The following is a 20793-nucleotide window of genomic DNA, read 5'->3' as shown; positions in this document are numbered from 1 at the left end:
GATTAAAGAATTTGCTTGGCGACCATAGCGTTTTGGACCCACCTGATTTCCATGCCGAACTCAGAAGTGAAACGAAATAGCGCCGATGGTAGTGTGGGGCTTCCCCATGTGAGAGTAGGACATCGCCAGGCTTTATTTTTTGGACACTTGCTGATTACAAGCGAGTGATACCACTGCGGAGTGGTAGTTCAGTTGGTTAGAATACCGGCCTGTCACGCCGGGGGTCGCGGGTTCGAGTCCCGTCCACTCCGCCATTTATATTAAGCCTCAGTCGAAAGACTGGGGCTTTTTTCGTTTTGGTTACCCGATTTACCTTAACCCCATTTCCATATTGAAATCTTGCATCGAGAGGCAGGCTTCCCTCTTCGCTATGCTTTCTAAGCCCTGTCATGAGTGAGGTGTTGCGCAGTTCTGTGTGGTTTCTGCTGAACCGGGTCCCAGTATCGAGCGCTAGTTTTGAGCCCTTGTGCTTACTTACCAAAGCTTCCTTTATTATTACCTGGAAAGTTTATTCGCTAGGTTATGTTATTTTCGGGGGAGATTTCTCTGCTTTAGATGTTGTGATTTAGCCACAGGCGATCATTAAAATAAACTCAGCGCATTTAAAACTTTCCTAACATGGATCTTGTTTGTAGATCTATTTAAGCCAGTGCCTGCCTTAAAGGATATTTGCTACTTCTTCCCCTCTAACCGTCTCCAACCGACAAAGCCACTACTACGTACGTATAACGTGAGCGGTATAGGTGCTCCCATAGCTGTGTTTGCTGAGTAAGTCGTTCACCTGGCACATTGACTGAGGAAAGGTCTTCTTTCAGTGGACCTTTGTGTAAGTCACGATAGTTTTAATAATTATCTGGTACTTTTTATTCTAAAGGTGTACGCTTCACATCGAATGTTTTTTCGACAGTAAACCATGTTATATCTCTTGTTTAAAAGCTTTGTAAGAAGGCTAAACTCCGTGCAAAAAACGCGATGAAGTGTTGCTCGGAGTCTTAAATTAATCTTCATCAGGTGTTTTATGCGTATAACTTCGCTGAAGTTATACGCAGGCGTCTGTACACCTGATAAAAGAGAAGAGATGGCCGGTGATATTTCATCATCGGCCTTTTTGTATCTGTTAAGCAGCTACAAAGCATTATCCAGTATTGAAATAAGGGCCGGTATTGATCACCGGCCCTTTTTATTTGGTTAAAAACATGAGTATTTTACAAGTTAAAAATTTGTCTTATCAGATCGCTGATAAGAGTTTATATAACAACGTGACATTTCGAATTAACGTGGGAGAGAAAATAGGTATCACTGGGGCGAATGGCGTTGGAAAAAGCACCTTATTAAAACTGCTTATCGGTGAATTATCTGCAGATAAGGGCAGCATTGACTGGTTACCAAACCTTGAGGTGGGGTATTTAGAGCAACATTTTAAGATGGATAATACGTTGACGGTTTATGAATGCTTAAAGAGTGCTTTTGAGAACTTATACGTTGCCGAGCAGAAGCTTTGGACTTTGTATCAGGCGATGACCGAGTCTCACTCTACATCTCTTTTAAGCCAAGTCGCCCGACTACAGGCATATTTAGAAGATGAAGACTTCTATGCAATTGATACCAAAATTGAACAAGTTGCTGTAGGTCTTGGCATTTATCAATTTGGCTTAGATACACCGCTTGTCTCGCTAAGTGGGGGTCAAAGACACAAGGTCCTTTTAGGGAGGTTGTTACTCCGCAACCCCGATGTGTTAATTCTCGACGAGCCGACAAACTATCTTGATGCTCTGCACATTGAATGGTTGGTCACGTTTCTCAACGATTACACTGGCACTGTTTTACTGGTTTCTCATGATATTGACTTCCTTAATCAAGTAGCGACCAGTATTTGTGATATTGATTATCAAACGGTCCGAAAATACAGCGGCACTTATGTCAAAGCAATGCAGCAAAAGCATCACGACGGTGCTTTGTTAGAAAAGCAATATAAGGCTCAGCAAAATGAAATTCGAAAGTTAGAGCAATTTATTGCCAAAAATGGCGCTGGAGTTAACGCGAGTCTTGCTAAGGGACGCAAGAAAAAACTGGATAAAATCGAACGTATTCAACTGAATCATATAGAGAAAGTATCGATGTTTGACTTTGCTCACCAGCCTATTGGGCAACAGTATGTGATTGACGCAAAAGCGTTGATGATAGGTTATCAGCAGCCTCTGCTTCCTGCGCTTGATATCACGTTAGCGCGCGGGGAGAAGTTGGTCGTTTCTGGTTTTAACGGCGTAGGTAAGTCGACTTTACTTAAAACCCTTATGGGGGAGATCGAGCCGCTCTCTGGTGAGGTGGTATTGGCAAAAGGTGCAATGATTGGGTATTTTTCTCAAGATTTGTCTTGGCGTCACCCTCAGCACACGCCTGAGCAGGAGCTATACTCTTGTGATCCAACGATATCAAGCAAAGAATCACGCAAGCTATTAGCTCGCTTTGGGGTCACCGGAGATAAGACGCAGCGCCATCTGGATACATTGAGCGGAGGTGAGCAAACTCGCGTGAAACTTTGTTGTTTATCAGTCCAGAAATGCAATGTTTTGCTGTTGGACGAGCCAACGACACATTTGGATAGCAGCAGTAAAAATGCGCTTAAAGAGGCTCTCCAGCGCTTTTCTGGTAGCGTGATTGTGGTATCTCATGAGAAGGCGTTTTTACGATCTTGGCCCGACAGAGTTTTAGATATTTCGTTGTTCACTTGTGCTGAATCGGAAACAGAACAGGAGGTGGAGCTATGATGCAGTCCATGATCCTATTTCTCGTTGCTTTTCTTGTTGGTGCTGATGAGTTGATGCTTGGATCTATTCTTGAACCTATCGGAAATGATTTAAGTGTTCAACCGAGTCAGGTTACGTTATTTATTACGGCATATAGTTTAGCTATAGCAATTTGTGCTCCTTACCTGGGACGTTTATCAGACCGGGTTGGGCGTATTCGTATCATGTTGCCTGCTTGCTTCGTATTTGGGGTTGCGTCTATTACGACGGGCATAGTTCATGATTTTGAACTTGCGATTGCAAGTCGAGTGATCACAGGTATTGCAAGTGCAGGCATGTTGCCAATTGCATTCGCGTTGGCGGGAGACGCGAAGGGTAATAGAGCGATGCGTCAAATTGTGATGGTTCAGGCGGGATTAACGCTGGGTATGATAACCAGCCCGGCGCTCGGAGCATTGTTGACCCAGCTTTTATCATGGCGTGCCGCTTTTATTATTTTGGGCGTTGCGGCTCTTCTTGTCGGTGCCATGAGCGTAGTGTTCATGAACAACAAGCATAATGAGTCCAAGAAGTCAGATACTCTGCCGCCTATCACAGACGTCATTCATCTTCCAGGCGCTTTGAGGGCGATTTTAGCGATGTGTTTAGGCCTAGGGGGAGGTATTGGTGTATTTAACCTGATAGGCCTTCATATTCGAGATACCAGCGAGTTGGCGCTCGGTTGGGTGGGCGCTATTTATGCTGCTCTAGGGATCGTGAGTGTGGTTGGAAATATGTGCGTGGGGAGAGCTTGCAGTTGGCTTGGTAGCTCTCGAGCCGTTATGCGAGTGGCTTTAATGGTGTGCATACCTTGCAGTGCATGGGTGTTCTCAAATGAGATGAGTACGGTGACCGCTTATCTTCCAGCTCTAGTGCTCTGGTCTCTTGCTGGAGGGGTAGGCTCTCCGGCGTTACAAGCACATATAGCAAGCTTATCTGATGAACATCGAGGTGTGCTGATGTCTTCTGGAATGAGTATGATGCACTTTGGTGTCGCGATTTGGTCTGCCTTGGCGGGCTTTGCTTATTCTGTAGGTAGTGAATGGGTCGCTGTCGTGGCTTTGTTATTGTTTGGCTCAGCAGTGATTATCTTAAAGCCAGTTAGTAATGCTGAACAAAGTGAGCGTTATTCGTAGTGTTTTAGTAGATAAAGAAAAGCCGTTACCTAAAAAGGTAACGGCTTGTTCCAAATACTTTTTGAAAGCCGGTCTTAGTTCATGCCGTATTTCTTAAGTTTTTTGCGAAGAGTACCGCGGTTGATACCCATCATAGTTGCCGCGCGAGTTTGGTTACCGCGAGTGTACTGCATGATGGTATCTAGTAGTGGCTGTTCAACTTCAGCTAGAACTAATTCGTATAGTTCTGTTACTTCCTGGCCGTTTAGTTGAGCAAGGTAGTTTTTAAGAGACGCTTTAACAGAGTCACGTAAAGGCTTCTGAGTAATCTGGTCTTGTGACGTTACTGTAGTTACTGTTAATGCTTCTGAAGTCAGATTTTGTTCGAACATATTCGGTCTAGCTCTTCTCTTAATTATGATGCAACGTTATCAAAATAACCTTCTAACGCCTCAATTTGCAGCGGAGCTGCGTCGATAGCGTTGAAGGTACGGCGAAACTCACTTGCCTGTTCATGCTCTTTCAGGTACCACCCAACGTGCTTGCGCGCGATACGTGGACCTAAGAACTCCCCATAAAATTCATGCAGAGCATTTACATGACCAAGCATAATGGTTTTCACTTCCTCAGTTGGAAGCTCCTCCATTGTGGTGCCGTTTTCCAAATAGTGATGGATTTCCTGGAAAATCCAAGGACGACCCTGGGCAGGGCGTCCAATCATTAAAGCGTCCGCACCGGTGTACTCCAGTACAAATTTGGCTTTCTCCGGGCTATCGATATCACCGTTCGCGATAACCGGAATTGAAATCGCCTCTTTTACCGCTTTAATGCTGTCATATTCGGCCTCACCTTTGTACATACATGCTTTCGTTCTGCCATGCAGAGCAAGAGCTTGTATGCCGCAGTTTTCGGCTAATTTAGCGATCTGGACACAGTTCTTGTTGTCTGTATCCCAGCCAGTTCGAGTCTTTAACGTTACAGGAACGTCCACTGCATTCACGACCGCTTTCAAAATCTCTTCGATAATGTTTGGGTATTGAAGCAGAGCAGAGCCCGCTAGCTTCTTATTCACTTTTTTTGCCGGGCAGCCCATGTTGATGTCGATGATTTGTGCACCGTTCTCAACACTGAATTGAGCTGCGTCCGCCATAAGCTGTGGATCGGAACCCGCAATCTGTACAGAGCGAATGCCCGATTCGCCCTCGTGTACCATGCGCTGTTTCGACTTTGACGTTCCCCATAGTTTTGGGTTAGCAGACATCATTTCACTGACGGCCATTCCCGCACCATAACGAAGACACAACTCGCGAAACGGTCTATCCGTTACACCAGCCATAGGGGCTACGATTAGATTGTTCTTAAGTTGATAGTTTCCGATTTTCAAAACGTCATCACAGTTCTGTACCAGCAAGGGCGCGCATTTTACGCATTTTTTCACTGCGTGAAAAGACTAATATTTGAGCATTTACAAATTGTTTTTGTAAATTGTATGAATTTCAAACAATTAGCTCTGAAAACCTTGTCTAGCCTTGCTTACGACCAGAGATACGACACCATTCACTTTGCTCAACAATCGGGTCAATGTGAAGCTCGTCACGGTAATAGTTCGCAACATCTTCGGCTTGAGTGTCTAATACGCCAGACATAGCGAGGTCGCCATGTGGCTTAACTAGCCCTTTAATGATTGGTGCAAGTTCACGCAGTGGGCCAGCAAGAATGTTAGCAACAACCACGTCTGCAATCAGACCTTCTGGTTGGTTTTGAGGAAGGTAAACTTCTAGTTTGTCGGCAACGCCGTTACGCTCTGCGTTGTCTTTCGAAGCAAGCAGTGCTTGAGGATCAATGTCGATCCCTATCACTTTTTCAGCGCCTAGTTTGATCGCCGCGATCGCAAGAATGCCTGAGCCACAACCGAAGTCGATAACGGTTTTACCGCTCAGATCCATGCTTTCTAGCCACTCAAGACAAAGTGCTGTTGTAGGGTGAGTACCCGTACCGAATGCAAGGCCAGGATCCAACATAACATTAACAGCGTCAGGATCTGGAATGTCGCGCCAGCTTGGACAAATCCATAGGCGTTCACCAAATTTCATTGGGTGGAAGTTTTCCATCCATTCGCGTTCCCAGTCTTTATCTTCAAGCTGTTCTACTTTGTAAGCAAAATTGTCAGCCAGCATATTGCTCGCTTTAATTTGATTGATGATGAAGTTGGTGTCTGCTTCTGCATCGTACAGTGCCAGAATGTCAGTATCGCCCCATAAGCGAGTTTCGCCAGGTAGAGGTTCGAATACAGGTGTATCCTGCGCGTCTAAGAATGTAACAGACAGCGCGCCAGTCTCTTCCATTAGCATATCGCCGATTTGCTCAGCGTTTTCATTGGTCGCGTTGAGTTTGATTTGAATCCAAGGCATTGGTTTTTGCTCTTAAAGTGAATGAAGTGGCGCAGAGTTTACCAGAACTCTACGATTTGTTTGAGTATATACCCAAATAAGCCTACTTATCTGTTGAATGCTTAGAGTACATACAAAACAAAAATGCCCACGGGTGTGGGCATTTTTTAAGACGTTAGCTAAGGCTTATTGTAAGCCGAGCTTCTTCTCTAGGTAGTGGATGTTTGCACCACCATGCTGGAAGTTTTCGTCATTCATAATGGAGAATTGCAGTGGCACGTTGGTTTTGATGCCTTCGATGATCATCTCACCCAGAGCATTCTTCATGCGTGCAATCGCCACATCACGGTTTTCACCGTAAGTAATCAGTTTACCAATCATTGAATCGTAATGAGGTGGTACTGTGTAACCAGAATAGATGTGTGATTCCCAACGCACACCCATACCGCCAGGCGCGTGGAAACGCTCGATCTTACCTGGAGATGGTAGGAAGCGTTCTGGGTCTTCTGCGTTGATACGGCACTCAATCGCATGGCCACGGATCTTAATGTCATCTTGAGTGAATGACAGAGGTTGACCCGCTGCAACGCGAAGCTGTTCTTTGATTAGGTCGATGCCGGTAACCATTTCTGTTACTGGGTGTTCTACCTGAATACGAGTGTTCATTTCGATGAAGTAGAATTCACCGTTCTCGTACAGGAATTCGAACGTACCTGCGCCGCGGTAACCAATTTCGATACATGCACGAGTACAACGTTCACCGATGTACTTACGCATCTCTTCAGTGATACCTGGTGCTGGCGCTTCTTCCACTACTTTTTGGTGACGACGTTGCATTGAACAGTCACGCTCACCAAGGTGGATTGCGCCGCCTTGACCGTCAGCGATAACTTGCACTTCAACGTGACGAGGGTTTTCTAGGAATTTCTCCATGTAAACCATATCGTTGTTGAACGCTGCTTTTGCTTCAGCACGCGTCATTGCAATCGCTTGTATTAGGTCTTTTTCTGCGCGAACGACACGCATACCACGGCCACCGCCGCCACCAGACGCTTTGATGATGACTGGATAACCGATGCGTTTAGCAAACGCCTTGTTTTTCTCTTCGTCGTTGTCCAAAGGACCGTCAGAGCCAGGTACACAAGGAACGCCAGCTTTCTTCATTGCGTTGATCGCCGACACTTTGTCACCCATCAGGCGGATAGTGTCTGCTTTTGGACCAACGAAGATGAAACCACTGCGCTCAACTTGCTCAGCGAAGTCTGCGTTTTCTGACAAGAAGCCGTAACCAGGGTGAATGGCAACGGCCCCTGTTACTTCTGCTGCAGAAATAATTCGTGGGATATTTAGGTAGCTGTCGATACCACGAGCAGGGCCGATACACACGGTTTCGTCTGCGAGTAGTACGTGCTTAAGATCGCGGTCAGCTGTCGAGTGAACAGCGACGGTCTTAATACCTAATTCTTTACAAGCGCGAAGAATACGAAGTGCAATTTCACCTCGGTTCGCGATGACTACTTTGTCTAGCATAAGGCAAGCCCCGCTTATTCGATTACAACAAGAGGTTGGTCGAATTCAACTGGTTGGCCGTCTTCAGCTAGGATCGCTGTAACAACGCCAGATTTGTCCGCTTCGATTTGGTTCATCATTTTCATTGCTTCAACAATACATAGCGTATCGCCAGCATTTACTTTCTGACCCACTTCTACGAATGCTTTAGAGTCTGGGCTTGGAGAACGGTAGAAAGTACCAACCATTGGAGAAAGAACTTGGTGACCTGCAGGCGTTGCAGCTGCTGGAGCTTCTGCTGCTGGCGCTTCTGCTACTGGTGCCGCTGCTGCTGGAGCAGGTGCCGCTACTGGAGCTGCTGCGTAGTGAACTGGTGCTTGAGGGGCTGCAGTGCCGTGACGACTGATGCGTACTGACTCTTCACCTTCAGAAATCTCTAGCTCAGCAATGCCAGACTCTTCAACTAACTCAATTAGCTTCTTGATTTTACGAATATCCATCTTTTCTTTCTCTTTTATCTTGTGATTAAGACAACCCTCGTGGGGTTGCAGAGTGTTAGGGTTACTTTGCCTGTAGCTTATTAATCGCGGCAGACAGAGCGAATTCATAACCTTGTGCGCCTAAACCGCAAATCACGCCTTCTGCTTTATCTGACAGATAAGAGTGATGACGAAATGGTTCACGTGCGTGCACATTTGATAAGTGCACCTCAATAAATGGGATGGCGACGCCAAGTAATGCATCTCGCAGTGCCACACTGGTATGAGTGAAAGCCGCTGGATTGATGATAATGAAGTCAATCTTGCCATAAGCAGCATGAATGGCTTCAATCAGTTCGTACTCACGATTTGATTGTAGGTGTTCCAGTTCCACCCCAGCGTTATGAGCTTGCTTCGTAAGAGCATCCACAACTTGTGCTAAGGTGCTGTGACCATAGTGTGTCGGTTCGCGCAGACCCAATAGGTTAAGATTTGGTCCGTTTAGAACAAGAATCCGTGACTTTGCAGACATTATGTTGCTATCTTCCCTTATCGTGAGTGGAACGTTTATATTCCCAAATATACGATAGTTCAGCACGATTTTTTTGTTAAAACCGAGCAAATTTTAAAAAATCGACCAAGATTATAGCTAATTCATAGCAATTAGCAGCAATTTACTGGTCTAATCTCCTAATAGCCACCTTCGTTTCTGTAACCAAGTTAACAAAAACAACATAATTGCCATGTTCTTTATGTGGCTAATTTGTGCGCAAAAGCAAAAAACCGCCATGAGTGATGGCGGTTTTTAAAGTGCTTTTAAAACAGTTGGTTGAATTTATGCCAATTCTGCTTTCTCTGCGATAAGTTTGTCTACCACGCTTGGATCGGCAAGCGTTGACGTGTCTCCGAGGTTGCTTGTATCGCCCGTTGCAATCTTACGCAGGATTCGACGCATTATCTTACCAGAGCGAGTCTTCGGTAAAGAATCCGTCCAGTGCAGTACATCTGGTGTCGCGATTGGACCAATCTCTTTACGCACCCAATCTTTAACTTCTTTGTGCAGCTCAGCTGACGGGAATTCACCATCGTTCAATGTAATGTAAGCGTAGATAGCTTGGCCTTTGATGTCATGTGGAATACCAACAATCGCCGCTTCTGCAATCTTGTGGTGCGCCACTAGCGCTGATTCAATTTCAGCGGTACCCATACGGTGACCCGACACGTTTAGTACGTCATCAACACGGCCAGTGATCCAGTAGTAGCCGTCTTCGTCACGACGCGCACCATCACTGGTGAAGTACATCCCCTTAAAGGTTGAGAAGTAGGTCTGTTCAAAGCGCTCATGGTCGCCGTAAACCGTGCGCATCTGGCCTGGCCAAGAATCAAGGATAACCAAGTTACCTTCAGCAACGGTATCTTCAAGAATGTTGCCCATATTATCGACAAGAGCAGGCTGGACGCCGAAGAATGGGCGAGTCGCAGAGCCTGGTTTTAGATCGGTTGCCCCCGGTAGTGGCGCAATCAAGATGCCGCCAGTTTCCGTTTGCCACCAAGTATCGACGATAGGTGAGTTCTCGTTACCAATCGTTTTGTAGTACCACTCCCACGCTTCTGGGTTGATTGGTTCGCCCACTGAGCCCATGATGCGCAGGCTTGAACGAGATGTGCCTGCAACCGCTTCATCACCTTTTGCCATTAGCGCACGAATCGCGGTTGGGGCGGTGTATAGAATGTTGACTTGGTGTTTATCGACTACTTCGCTCATACGGCTTGTGCTTGGGTAGTTTGGTACACCTTCGAATAAGATGGTCTTCGCCCCATTTGCAAGTGGACCGTAGATTAGGTAAGTGTGACCGGTAATCCAACCCACGTCCGCGGTACACCAGAAGGTTTCGCCTGGTTGGTAATCGAACACATATTTGAAGGTCATCGCCGCGTAGACGAGGTAACCACCAGTCGTGTGTAGTACACCTTTAGGTTTGCCTGTTGAACCTGAAGTGTAAAGGATGAAGAGCGGATCTTCGGCTTTCATCTCTTCTGGTGGGCAAACGTCAGAAACGTTAGCTGTTGCTTCGTGCCACCAAACATCACGGTGTTCATGCCATTCGACATCACCACCTGTACGTTTAAGCACCAACACTTTATTGATGGTTTTTACGTCTGGGTTAGTTAGTGCTTCGTCCACGTTCTTTTTCAGTGGAACGGCACGCCCGCCGCGCACGCCTTCATCAGCGGTGATCACGACTTTCGCGTCAGAGTCGATGATACGGCCAGAGAGTGCTTCTGGTGAGAAACCGCCAAATACAACGGTATGAACCGCACCGATGCGGGTACAAGCGAGCATAGCCACTGCGGCTTCTGGCACCATTGGCATGTAGAGACAAACCACGTCGCCTTTACGTACGCCTTGCTCTTTCAATGCGTTGGAGAACTTACATACTTCTTTGTGCAGTTCGTTGAAAGTGAGTGTTTTGTCGTCGGCTGGATCATCGCCTTCCCAAATGATGGCGACGTCATCCCCGTGTTCTGCGAGATGACGGTCAATACAGTTAGCCGAGACGTTCAGTGTGCCGTCTTCAAACCAACGAATGTCGACATGACCAGTATCGAAAGAGGTGCTTTTTACTTTGGTGAAAGGTTTGATCCAATCAACGATTTTGCCGTGTTCGTTCCAGAAGCCCTCTGGATCGGTTACCGACTGCTGATACATGGCTAAGTAAGTATCATTATCCGCGTGTGTATGAGTTTTAATATTTTCTTTTACCGGATAAACGTGGGCTTCGCTCATGGCTTCTCTCCTTGTGCCTTATTTCTCGGCCTTACACCAATCTAGATAAGATTTTGAATATGTTTTTGTAGGGCTGTTTTTTGGTTCTAAATAACTTGGTCGTGGTAATGACGACGTTGTGCTTATAACTGTCAGTCACTGCGCGTATTTCCACAATTAGACTTTAGGATGAGAGTGAAGGAAGCGCCGTGAAATCGCTGAAACAAAAGTATTTCTGGGAGCTAGGTCAACTGATTTTTATGTATACGGCGCGGTTAGGTTGGGCAAATCGCCTTTCGTTAAGCGAACAAAGACCAAAGCGGCAGAAATCGCATCTTGTAAAGCGTCGTGTTTATCTTGGATAGGAAGTTCGAGGTGTTTACAAATCGCATCCAGACTTAAGTCGAAATAGGCATTCGGCAAATGTCTTTCCAGCTTGTCGTGATAAATCTGACTTACCTCGATGAGCGGGTTAGGAAGTGGAAAGCCAAGTTGCCTCAGACAAGCAAGATCTAAGATCTTTTTATCGTAACGAATGTGATAACCGACAAGTGGTCGGTTGCCGATAAAGTCGAGCAGCTCGAGCAGCGCCTCTTTTTCGCTAATCCCGTCGACTAAGTCTTGGTGGCGAATTCGATGAATTTTGACTGAGCCAGAATCGAGCGATTGCGGCGCGCGTAAGCGGACTTCAAATGGCTGGCTAGTGATGATGCGGTTGTCGATGATCTTCGTGGCCGCAATGGTCACCAACTCGGCGCGATTTGGATCAAGGCTGGTGGTTTCGCAGTCGAGAGAAACGTATTCCGTTTTATCGGGCGTGCAAAAAAGCGACTGATAAGGAGAGCCTTTCAGTTTGTAGTGCCAGTATTTGCGTTGTAACCAGTTCATTGCCTACGCCTCTGTATGATTTATGAAAATCATGGTTAATCACGAATTTGATAGTGGAAGCCTAAAAATTGCTTAAATTTTTTCACTACATGTAAGCTGTGGCGAAGTAAATCACGCTCGGTTCTATCCAGTTGTTTAATATCAATGTTATTCAATGCTTCTTGCTTTTTGAGTTGTTGATTAAGGCGAACCTTAAAGAACAATTTCAGTGCTTCGTTGAGGTTATCTGCCGTTTCAGGCTCTAAGATGCGCTTATTTCTCAGTGCTTCAATGCGCTCAAACGTGTTCTTCTCCTCAATGGCATATTCCAAAGACAAGGTGCGAATGCCGTGCACAATTGGGAAAATGCCGCCGCGTTTAATATCTAACCCGTCCTTAGCACTTTTTACGTTGCCAAACAGAGTTAGGGGCACAGAAAACTGCAAGGCAGGGCGAGTAAAATCAGACAGTATCAACATGCGATCTTTCATTGTGTCGCGAAGGTGGGTCGCGATTGGAGCCAGCAGTTCGCGATTCCCCGCAACAGCATGGGCGTCACTGAAAATGGCTAAGTCCATGATTTGTTGTGGTTCGGCTTTGGCTATCCAGCGGTCTAAGGTGTTTATCCACTCTTGCTGCGTTTTGACCCATTTCGGGTTGTTGACCATGACTTTACCCGGGCAAAGTGGATAACCGAGCTGTTGTAGAGTGTGCGTGAAGGATTGCATCACTTGTTCGCAATGAGGCCATTCCAAACCATCTTGAATAATTAGAGCATTGTCTTGGTCTGTCTTGAGAATTTGTTCTCCTCGACCTTCTGAGCCGAGTACGATTAAGCAGCAATGATCGTGCAAGGCTGGTGGAACCACTAACTCGAACGCTTTTTCGATAATTTGCTCGTTCACGGCGGAAATTAACTCCATGATAAAGCGAGTGCGGATGCCGTTTCTCAATAAGCTCTCGACCAATTGACGTTGGCGGTTTGAGGCTAATGCGAGCTCTTCCACACTGCTTGCTCTGGCAATACTGAGCGTTAACACGTGAGAGTGGGTGGAGAACGCGCTGAGAATTTGGGTCATATCCAGCATGCCGACGGCTTGGTTGCCATCACATACCATGAGACGTTTCATTCGATTTCGGGTCATGGTGATCATGGCATTGAACAAAAAGTCACCATCATCAACGTGATAGACAGGAAAGGTGGCGATATCACCGACAGGGGTATTGAGTGCGCAGCCATCTAACATCACGGAGTGCAGCATGTTGGTGCGCGTCACGATGGCGTATGGATGAGCCGAAGGCCATTTTTCTAATCGCGGATCGTCATCATTGAGTTTGACAAGTGCTGCATCGATCCCATTTGCTTTTAGGGTGTGCGTCACCTCGTTAATCGGCGTATTTGGCTCAAGGATCATCGGTGGGTGATAAATGCTGCGGTCCACTTTGGTGAGGATAAACTCTGCCAAGTTTTGTTGTTGATGAGCGGCTTCGATGAGCTCTTGTCGCTTTGATAAATTGTTATCGAAATAGGCCGCAAACTGACCATTCTCGTTGTAAAGCGCCAGAAAGACGTCTTTCGGTAGCAGATAGGAGAGCGTGTCCTCAAGTGCGATGTATTGATGACGTACGTTGTCTTCAAGTAACGAGCGCACATCAAACATATCGTCGTTGGCATAATGCGCGAACACTTCCTGCTGATCTTGGGAGCGCTCTTCTACCGCGCCTTTGATCAGAATATGCAAGTGAGGGTTCTTCTGTCCGCAAGATAAAATAACATCTCGAGCTCGATAGTAGGCAACGTCCAGAGACGAGCGCAGTCGTGTCTGTTGTGCTTCGGTTAAGCGGTCGAACGGTGGAGATTGCATGTTAAATTTGTCAGGCATGAGAACACCCAATGATGGAAGGAACACTCTCTAAGTCTGACAAATTTCCTACCGGAAGCCAGACGACTTTGGTCTAAATCACGATGATTTCGCTTTAAGATGGCCAATGTCGCAAAGTTAGTATTCCATCGAGGAAACGATAAGTTGCCTATTCTTCCCTTTTTATAATACGCATAGCGATCCATAATTCTCGGTTCGAACGTTGATGTTCCCGTTTTAGGATATTAGTAATGTTGAAACCTTCTCCGTATGGCTGGATTTCCCAGTACTTTCTCGGATTCTTCTTTGCGTATGGCGTATATCTGCCATTTTGGTCACTTTGGTTTAAGGAGCAAGGTGTCTCTTCGACCGACATCGGTTTGCTAGTTGGGTTAGGTCTTGCGACACGTTGTGTCGCCAATATCGTGATCACCCCACGAGTCCACAAAGTTGAACACCTTATGCCTGCTTTACGTTGGTTGAGTTTCGCTGCCCTCCTTTTTGTTGGATTTCACTTTTTTACAGGTGGCAGTTTTTGGTTAATGGCGTTAGCGACGGTGCTATTTAACCTCTGTTGTGGACCGATTGTTCCATTATCGGATGCGATGGCAAACTACTACGCTCGTCTGAAAATGCTCGATTATGGCCGTACGCGCTTATGGGGCTCGATCGCCTTTATCGCGGGTTCGACGGCCGTGGGTTATCTGGTGGCTGAATTTGGCTCTGATATGATCTTGTACACGGCGATGGCTGGGGTATTAGTTTCGTTGCTATTTTCAATGCGTATGACTAACCCGATGCCCGTTACGCTTGGTGGGCAAAGCGCGGAGCGTCCAAAACTGAGTGCTCTTTTGACTGACAAGCCGATACTTAAATTCTTAGTGTTGGTGTCATTAATTCAGGGCAGTCATGCGGCTTACTACGGTTTTAGCGCTATTCACTGGAAAGCCGCAGGTCATTCGGAAGATGTGATTGGCTATCTGTGGAGCTTGGGTGTTGCAGCCGAAGTGGCAGTGTTTGCGCTGAGCAAGCGTTTATTTGTCGGTTGGTCAATGCGCGCGTTATTTGTTGTTGCTGCCGTTGGTGTGATGATGCGTTGGGGCATTACGGCATCGACAACGTCGATTGTTGCTTTGGTGATTGTTCAATTATTGCATGGCGTGACCTTCGCAACGGCACACATTGCTGCGATTCAATATATCCAAAACTCGGAAGAGAATAAGATAGTGGCGCTGCAAGCATTGTATAACGCGATTCCGCTAGGCGCATTCATCGCACTGATGACCGTGTTGAGCGGTTGGGGTTATGAGCACTGGGGACCACTTGTGTTCTGGGGCATGGCCGCGATGGGTTTATTGGCATTGTTCATCAAGCTCGAACCACAAGAGCCACATCATGTGGTCGATGTATCAGACAAGTCACTGGAAACACAGAATTAGACTTCTGTGACAAAGGTTAAAAACTAAGCTTTGTCTCCGTTGTGAAAGCAGTGTTAAATGAAACCTCTCCCTAATGGAGAGGTTTTTTTATTCTCTTGCTTTAAAACGGCAAGAAAGGCAAGAAAGGATATCGGATGCAAGGATGGCTGGTGGTTCCCGTTTCTTTGGCGTACTTGGGAGCCTTATTTATCATCGCGTGGTACGGCGACATTCAGAAAAGGTGGTTAGCACGCTGGCGGCCGTGGATTTATAGCCTTTCCATTGCGGTGTACTGTACATCGTGGACCTTCTACGGCACGGTCGGGCAGGCCAGTAGTAACCCTTGGTCTTTCTTGCCCATCTATATTGCCCCCATTTTAGTGTTTACCATCGGATGGCGCGTTTTAGCTCGGCTTATTTTGATTGCTAAACGGGAACACATCACGTCGATTGCTGATTTTATCGGGGCTCGTTACGGCAAATCTCAAGGTTTGGCCGTAGTTGTTACACTCATTGCGGTTGCGGGAATTTTGCCGTACATCGCTTTGCAGTTGCGTGGTATCACCATGGGGCTAGAAATCATTGCCCCAGAACTGGCTACCGATTTTGGTTATCAAAACGATAGCGTGTCGTGGTTTGTCGTGGTCGCACTGGCAATTTTTACCATGCTATTTGGTACCCGGCACATTGATAACACGGAACACCATCGTGGGATGATGATGGCGATTGCCTTCGAATCGATTATCAAACTGTTGGCGTTTTTAGTGGTCGGTGTATTCATTGTTTGGTTAGCGATGAACACCGAGAATTTGAGCTTAGTTGACGTTGCCGCACAGACGTATCAGTCACCAAACATCCCTACCATATTGATTCATACCGTACTCACGATGCTGGCGATTGTGTGTCTTCCACGACAATTCCACACGATGGTGGTGGAGAACGAACGCGCGCAAGATTTGCATGTTGCTCGTTGGTTGTTTCCCATTTATCTGATCTTGATGGGGATTTTTGTTTTACCTATTGCGTGGGTAGGGCAAGGGTTGTTGAGTGGTGCTTCGCCTGATACTTATGTGATCAGTGTACCGATGTCGGTAGGGGCGAGTGAAATCGCTTTGCTTGCATTTTTAGGCGGCACTTCGGCAGCCAGTGGCATGGTTATCGTGTCGACGATTGCCTTAGCGATCATGGTATCGAACGACTTGGTTATGCCACTACTGTTGCGTCGCATGCGATTGACGCAGCGTAACCATCATCACTTCTCTGAATTATTACTGCGGATCCGCCGTGGTCTGATTTTAGTCCTACTAATTGGCGCCTGGGGTTTTTATCAAGCGTTAGATACCATTCACTCACTCTCAGCGATCGGCTTTCTCTCATTTGCGGCGATCACGCAATTCGCACCTGCGCTGGTGGGAGGTATGTACTGGCGTCAAGGGAATAAGAAAGGTGTGTATGTTGGCTTGGCGGTAGGCTTTACCATTTGGCTGATTACGTTAATGAGCCAAACGGACATGCTTGCCGGGAATGCCAGTAACAACTTTTTGATTTGGTTGATCACCCCACCAGAGGTATTGGCTGGCTTTGACATTGCGATTTCAGATTGGGGGATGATCCTCAGCGTGGTCGCCAATGCAGTGTGTTTTGTTGTGGTTTCTATGGCCACACGACCAAGCCTAAGTGAGCGCTTACAATCGGCGTCATTCGTTGGTACGCCACTGCCTGAAAGCGAAAACATGAGCCTGTACCAGAGTCGTGTTACGGTCGCGGAACTAGAAATGTTAGCATCTAGGTTTGTTGGGCGAACGCGAGTAAAAGCGGCTTTTCAAGCGTACTGGAGCCAGCAACGAGAAGAGCTAATGCCGAATCAGCAAGCGCCATCTTCTCTGATTCGACATACCGAACGTGTATTAGCCGGGGTATTCGGTGCTTCTTCTGCTAAGTTAGTACTTACTTCTGCGTTGCAGGGAAGAAACATGCAGCTTGAAGAGGTGGCGACTATCGTCGATGAAGCCTCTGAACTGTACGATTTTAGCCGAGGCCTACTTCAGGGGGCGATTGAACATATCGGGCAAGGTATTGCGGTGGTCGATAAGCAATTACGCTTGGTGGCTTGGAACCAACGCTACTTAGAACTCTTTGAATTTCCGCCAGGCTTGATCCAAGTTGGGCGACCGATTGCGGATGTGATTCGGCACAATGCAGAGCAAGGTTTATGTGGACCAGGCGATCCTGATGACCACGTCCGTCGTCGCGTTTATCACCTTGAGCAAGGGACTCGGCACACCTCTTCTCGGGTTCGTCCTGATGGTCGCGTGATTGAGGTACAAGGTAACCCAATGCCAGGTGGTGGCTTTGTGATGAGCTTTACCGACATCACCGTATTCCGTGATGCAGAGCAAGCGCTGAAAGACGCCAACGAGACGTTGGAAGAAAGGGTGCGTCTGCGGACTCGGGAATTAGAACAGCTTAACAAGCAGCTAGTGGCAGCGACGCAACGCTCCGATTTGGAATCGAAGTCCAAATCACGGTTCTTGGCGGCAGTAAGCCATGACTTGATGCAGCCACTCAACGCGGCGCGCCTGTTCGCTTCTTCATTGTCGGAAGTAGCCAAAGACAGCGAAGCTAAAAAGCTGTCGGCTCACATTGAGAGTGCTTTAGAGGCGGCCGAAGACCTGATAGGAGATTTGCTGGATATTTCGCGCTTGGAGTCGGGCAAGCTGGAAGTCAATATGCACGGTTTTGCGTTAAACGATGTGTTGTCGAATTTGAATGCGGAGTTCAGCGCATTAGCCAAGCAACAAGGTATAACATTCACCATGATTCCATCCTCACTCATGGTGAAATCGGATCCCAAACTGCTGCGCCGTGTGGTGCAAAACTTCCTGACCAATGCGTTTCGTTATAACCCGAATGGCAAAGTGGTGCTCGGTGTTCGCCGTGTCAAAGGGCGAGTGCGTATTGATGTGTGGGACAACGGTGTAGGTATTGAAGAAGAGAAGCAGCAAGAGATCTTTGAAGAGTTTAATCGCGGAACTCAAGTTCGTTCCGACCAAGGTCTCGGGCTTGGTTTGGCGATTTCCAAGGGAATTGCTCAAGTGCTCGGGCATGAAATTTCGATGCGTTCTTGGGTTGGTAAAGGCAGTGTCTTTTCTATCACGCTTGATAAAGCCGATCATGTGCAGCCGCACCCAGTTCAAGTTGCGACAAGTAACCAGTCTGAACTTGGTCATCTAAGAATTCTATGTGTGGATAATGAGCCCGATATTTTAGTCGGTATGGAAAACTTACTGTCTCGATGGGGCTGCGATACGCGAGTGGCGACCGATTTGGTCGAAAGTCTACAAGCACTCGAGGATGGTTGGATTCCGGACGTGATTTTCTCCGATTACCGACTTGATGATGGTCGTACTGGCTTGGAAGTGCTACAGCAATGTCGCTTGAGACTAGGCAGCTGCTTTGAAGGTGTCATCATCAGCGCGGATCGCACCGATGATATGCTTGATGGCATCAAGGCAAATGGGTTCAGCTTTATTGCGAAGCCAGTTAAGCCGCTTAAATTGCGTTCGGTGCTCAACCGCGTCGCATAGATTTAGAGTGTTTTAGCGTTGCTATAAAAGAGACCTCCGAATGGAGGTCTCTGTGTTTGTAATCTTATTTTGGTTTGTAGGCTGAGTTTGCCGATTATTCCGCGACACCACCTTGGGTGAGCTTTGCGGGATTAAGTAATCGTTCTAGCGTTGCTCTATCTAAATCGGTTTCTTCTTCTGCGACATCAATAATCGCACGACCCTGCTTATAGGCTTTCTTCGCGATTTCTGCCGCTTTTAGGTAGCCAATGACCGGGTTGAGGGCCGTGACCAAAATTGGGTTTTTGGCGAGCGCTACATCCAAGTTATTTTGACGAACTTCGAATGTTGCAATGGCCTTATCGGCTAAAGCGGTTGCGCTGTTAGCGAGCAACTCGATGCTCTCCAATACGTTATGAGCAATGACAGGTAGCATGACGTTTAGTTGGAAGTTGCCTGCTTGGCCCGCGACGGTAATCGTGGTGTCATTACCAATGACTTGCGCTGAGGCCATAGCTGCGGCTTCTGGGATCACAGGATTTACTTTGCCAGGCATGATGGAAGAACCCGGTTGCAAGCCCTGTAATTCAATCTCACCTAAACCAGCCAATGGGCCTGAGTTCATCCAGCGAAGATCGTTTGCGATCTTCATGATCGCAACTGCTGCTGTTTTGAGCTGTCCCGATAGGGCGACGATCGCATCTTGACTGCTTAAATTGAAAAAGAAGTTATCACTGGCCGTGAACTGAATACGAGTTGACTGGGTTAGGTTGCTAGCGAATAAGTCTGCAAAGCGTGGATCGGCATTGATCCCTGTACCAACCGCCGTACCACCTTGGGCTAAGGCTTTTACCGCTGGCAGTGCTTGCTCAATCGCTTGCTTAGCATGGTCGATTTGGAACTGCCAACCGCCAAGCTCTTGAGCAAAGGTTATAGGCATCGCGTCCATTAAGTGAGTGCGCCCGGTTTTTACAACATCTTTCAGTGCTTGTTGCTTAGACTCTAGTGTTTGGATGAGGTGTGACAGGGCCGGGAAGAGCTGTGTTTCAATGGCTAATGCTGCGCTCACTTGAATTGCGGTTGGCACCACATCGTTACTGCTTTGTCCCATGTTGACGTGATCATTAGGACTGACGGTACCGCCTAGATGCTGGGAGGCCAGTGTTGCAATCACTTCATTCGCATTCATATTTGAGCTGGTGCCTGATCCGGTTTGAAATACGTCAATTGGGAACTGCTCAATATGATTGCCCTCGATAATCGCCTGAGCTGCGTCAGCAATCGCATTAGCGATATCACCTTCAAGCAGCCCCAATTGTGCGTTGGTGAGTGCCGCAGTCTGCTTGATGTGTGCCAACGCTTGGATGAAGCCAGATGGCATCTTATGTTGACTGAATGAGAAGTTATCGACGGCGCGCTGAGTTTGGGCTTGGTAGAGTGCATCTGCTGGGACTTTCACTTCGCCCATACTGTCAGTTTCTATGCGGAATTCGGTGCTCATGGTAGGGATCCTTTTGGTTAATCGAGTGAGATTTGAATCAGGCGTAATTGTTGTTGTAATGCGAGAAATTTCACGTCGCCTTGTTCAAACTGATAGTAATAGCGTTTGAGACAGAATAATGGCGTATGGATAGAATCGAGACAGACACGACGGAAGATGCGACTGCGAGTGGAGTCTTGAATTGCGTCTAGTAGATGGAAATAAACCTGACGCAAAAACAGCTCACACAACAATAGATTTTCTTCATCGGCACCGTGTTCATAGCAGGAAGACAACACCATTCCCCAATGAATATAGTCATGAATTACGTCTGGCTCAAAGCCGTGTGGTGCGGCGAGAAGGAATCTATCTTGTGCTTTAAAAAATGCGTTGAAGATGTCCCGTTTGTTGTCCATAACCACCTCTCTTTCAATGTAATGATAATTATTATCAATTAAGTGGTGGGTTGGCAACTCTTTTTAGAGTAAGAGGTTGTTGAAGAAAGACTTACGGAAACAAAAGCCGACGTAAAAGCGTCGGCAGAGAGGGAATTA

At 47.0% G+C, this 20793-nt stretch carries 15 protein-coding genes, 1 tRNA gene and 1 rRNA gene; 6 read left to right on the top strand and 11 right to left on the bottom strand.

Translation table 11 applies throughout. From position 1 onward, the window contains the following. Positions 1-14: 14 nt before the first annotated feature. The 4 genes from rrf (at position 15) to NB463_RS15630 (ending at position 3922) form a co-directional block, all read left to right on the top strand. A 5S ribosomal RNA gene (gene rrf / locus NB463_RS15645) occupies positions 15-131 on the top strand. A 46-nt stretch (positions 132-177) separates the two neighbouring features. Then, positions 178-254 (top strand) — tRNA-Asp (locus tag NB463_RS15640). Positions 255-1196: 942 nt separating this feature from the next. Beyond that, positions 1197-2768, top strand: coding sequence for an ABC-F family ATP-binding cassette domain-containing protein (locus tag NB463_RS15635; protein WP_053807746.1), 1572 nt, complete (start codon positions 1197-1199; stop codon positions 2766-2768). Then, positions 2765-3922: an MFS transporter gene (locus NB463_RS15630; protein ID WP_257083008.1), complete on the top strand. Its 1158-nt coding sequence runs from the start codon at positions 2765-2767 to the stop codon at positions 3920-3922. Before NB463_RS15635 ends, NB463_RS15630 begins: the two co-directional genes overlap by 4 nt. A 74-nt stretch (positions 3923-3996) precedes the next feature. On the opposite strand, the gene fis is transcribed toward NB463_RS15630, so the two are convergent. The 9 genes from fis to NB463_RS15585 form a co-directional block, all read right to left on the bottom strand. Then, positions 3997-4293: a DNA-binding transcriptional regulator Fis gene (gene fis / locus NB463_RS15625; protein WP_000462885.1), complete on the bottom strand. Its 297-nt coding sequence runs from the start codon at positions 4291-4293 to the stop codon at positions 3997-3999. A 23-nt stretch (positions 4294-4316) separates the two neighbouring features. Beyond that, a complete protein-coding gene (dusB, locus tag NB463_RS15620) occupies positions 4317-5285 on the bottom strand; it encodes a tRNA dihydrouridine synthase DusB (protein WP_005382505.1) in 969 nt (322 codons plus the stop codon). Between the two features lie 139 nt (positions 5286-5424). Then, the gene (gene prmA / locus NB463_RS15615; protein ID WP_164667064.1) at positions 5425-6312 is read right to left on the bottom strand and encodes a 50S ribosomal protein L11 methyltransferase; all 888 of its coding nucleotides are present in this window, start codon (positions 6310-6312) and stop codon (positions 5425-5427) included. A gap of 165 nt (positions 6313-6477) precedes the next feature. Then, on the bottom strand, positions 6478-7821 hold the full coding sequence (accC, locus tag NB463_RS15610; protein ID WP_005397839.1) for an acetyl-CoA carboxylase biotin carboxylase subunit: 1344 nt from the start codon (positions 7819-7821) through the stop codon (positions 6478-6480). 14 nt (positions 7822-7835) lie between these two features. Further along, entirely contained in the window at positions 7836-8300 is a 465-nt protein-coding gene (accB, locus tag NB463_RS15605) for an acetyl-CoA carboxylase biotin carboxyl carrier protein (RefSeq protein WP_005397840.1), read from the bottom strand. Positions 8301-8361: 61 nt separating this feature from the next. Next, positions 8362-8811, bottom strand: a complete 450-nt coding sequence (gene aroQ, locus NB463_RS15600; protein WP_005397842.1) for a type II 3-dehydroquinate dehydratase — start codon at positions 8809-8811, stop codon at positions 8362-8364. 303 nt (positions 8812-9114) lie between these two features. Beyond that, complete coding sequence (acs, locus tag NB463_RS15595; RefSeq protein WP_006742998.1) at positions 9115-11067, bottom strand: acetate--CoA ligase; 1953 nt, start codon at positions 11065-11067, stop codon at positions 9115-9117. Between the two features lie 237 nt (positions 11068-11304). Beyond that, positions 11305-11934 carry a 3'-5' exonuclease gene (locus NB463_RS15590; protein WP_005382363.1) on the bottom strand — a complete coding sequence of 210 codons (630 nt, stop codon included), beginning with the start codon at positions 11932-11934 and terminating at the stop codon, positions 11305-11307. Between the two features lie 35 nt (positions 11935-11969). Continuing rightward, positions 11970-13796 carry a DUF294 nucleotidyltransferase-like domain-containing protein gene (locus tag NB463_RS15585; protein ID WP_258430852.1) on the bottom strand — a complete coding sequence of 609 codons (1827 nt, stop codon included), beginning with the start codon at positions 13794-13796 and terminating at the stop codon, positions 11970-11972. A 230-nt stretch (positions 13797-14026) separates the two neighbouring features. Here NB463_RS15585 and NB463_RS15580 point away from each other — a divergent pair, with 230 nt between their 5' ends. After that, on the top strand, positions 14027-15214 hold the full coding sequence (locus NB463_RS15580; protein ID WP_005397849.1) for a 3-phenylpropionate MFS transporter: 1188 nt from the start codon (positions 14027-14029) through the stop codon (positions 15212-15214). Positions 15215-15348: 134 nt separating this feature from the next. Then, positions 15349-18780, top strand: a complete 3432-nt coding sequence (locus NB463_RS15575) for a hybrid sensor histidine kinase/response regulator (protein WP_047010249.1) — start codon at positions 15349-15351, stop codon at positions 18778-18780. A gap of 94 nt (positions 18781-18874) precedes the next feature. On the opposite strand, the gene NB463_RS15570 is transcribed toward NB463_RS15575, so the two are convergent. Then, positions 18875-20260 carry a class II fumarate hydratase gene (locus NB463_RS15570; protein WP_258430853.1) on the bottom strand — a complete coding sequence of 462 codons (1386 nt, stop codon included), beginning with the start codon at positions 20258-20260 and terminating at the stop codon, positions 18875-18877. Positions 20261-20277: 17 nt separating this feature from the next. Continuing rightward, entirely contained in the window at positions 20278-20655 is a 378-nt protein-coding gene (locus NB463_RS15565) for a hypothetical protein (protein WP_012841320.1), read from the bottom strand. Between the last annotated feature and the right edge of the window lie 138 nt (positions 20656-20793).

It is taken from the genome of Vibrio sp. RM-41-2B, from assembly GCF_024744415.1.
Taxonomy (GTDB): Bacteria; Pseudomonadota; Gammaproteobacteria; order Enterobacterales; family Vibrionaceae; genus Vibrio; species Vibrio diabolicus.
The sequence above is the reverse complement of the archived record's forward strand: the minus strand, read 5'-3'. Positions and strand labels throughout refer to the sequence as shown.

Excerpts from the sequence above, each read along its gene's own strand:
- NB463_RS15635 (WP_053807746.1), top strand. The coding sequence starts at position 1,197 with ATGAGTATTTTACAAGTTAAAAATTTGTCTTATCAGATCGCTGATAAG.
- NB463_RS15630 (WP_257083008.1), top strand. The coding sequence starts at position 2,765 with ATGATGCAGTCCATGATCCTATTTCTCGTTGCTTTTCTTGTTGGTGCT.
- fis (WP_000462885.1), bottom strand. The coding sequence starts at position 4,293 with ATGTTCGAACAAAATCTGACTTCAGAAGCATTAACAGTAACTACAGTA.
- prmA (WP_164667064.1), bottom strand. The coding sequence starts at position 6,312 with ATGCCTTGGATTCAAATCAAACTCAACGCGACCAATGAAAACGCTGAG.
- accC (WP_005397839.1), bottom strand. The coding sequence starts at position 7,821 with ATGCTAGACAAAGTAGTCATCGCGAACCGAGGTGAAATTGCACTTCGT.
- accB (WP_005397840.1), bottom strand. The coding sequence starts at position 8,300 with ATGGATATTCGTAAAATCAAGAAGCTAATTGAGTTAGTTGAAGAGTCT.
- aroQ (WP_005397842.1), bottom strand. The coding sequence starts at position 8,811 with ATGTCTGCAAAGTCACGGATTCTTGTTCTAAACGGACCAAATCTTAAC.
- acs (WP_006742998.1), bottom strand. The coding sequence starts at position 11,067 with ATGAGCGAAGCCCACGTTTATCCGGTAAAAGAAAATATTAAAACTCAT.
- NB463_RS15590 (WP_005382363.1), bottom strand. The coding sequence starts at position 11,934 with ATGAACTGGTTACAACGCAAATACTGGCACTACAAACTGAAAGGCTCT.
- NB463_RS15585 (WP_258430852.1), bottom strand. The coding sequence starts at position 13,796 with ATGCCTGACAAATTTAACATGCAATCTCCACCGTTCGACCGCTTAACC.
- NB463_RS15580 (WP_005397849.1), top strand. The coding sequence starts at position 14,027 with ATGTTGAAACCTTCTCCGTATGGCTGGATTTCCCAGTACTTTCTCGGA.
- NB463_RS15575 (WP_047010249.1), top strand. The coding sequence starts at position 15,349 with ATGCAAGGATGGCTGGTGGTTCCCGTTTCTTTGGCGTACTTGGGAGCC.
- NB463_RS15570 (WP_258430853.1), bottom strand. The coding sequence starts at position 20,260 with ATGAGCACCGAATTCCGCATAGAAACTGACAGTATGGGCGAAGTGAAA.
- NB463_RS15565 (WP_012841320.1), bottom strand. The coding sequence starts at position 20,655 with ATGGACAACAAACGGGACATCTTCAACGCATTTTTTAAAGCACAAGAT.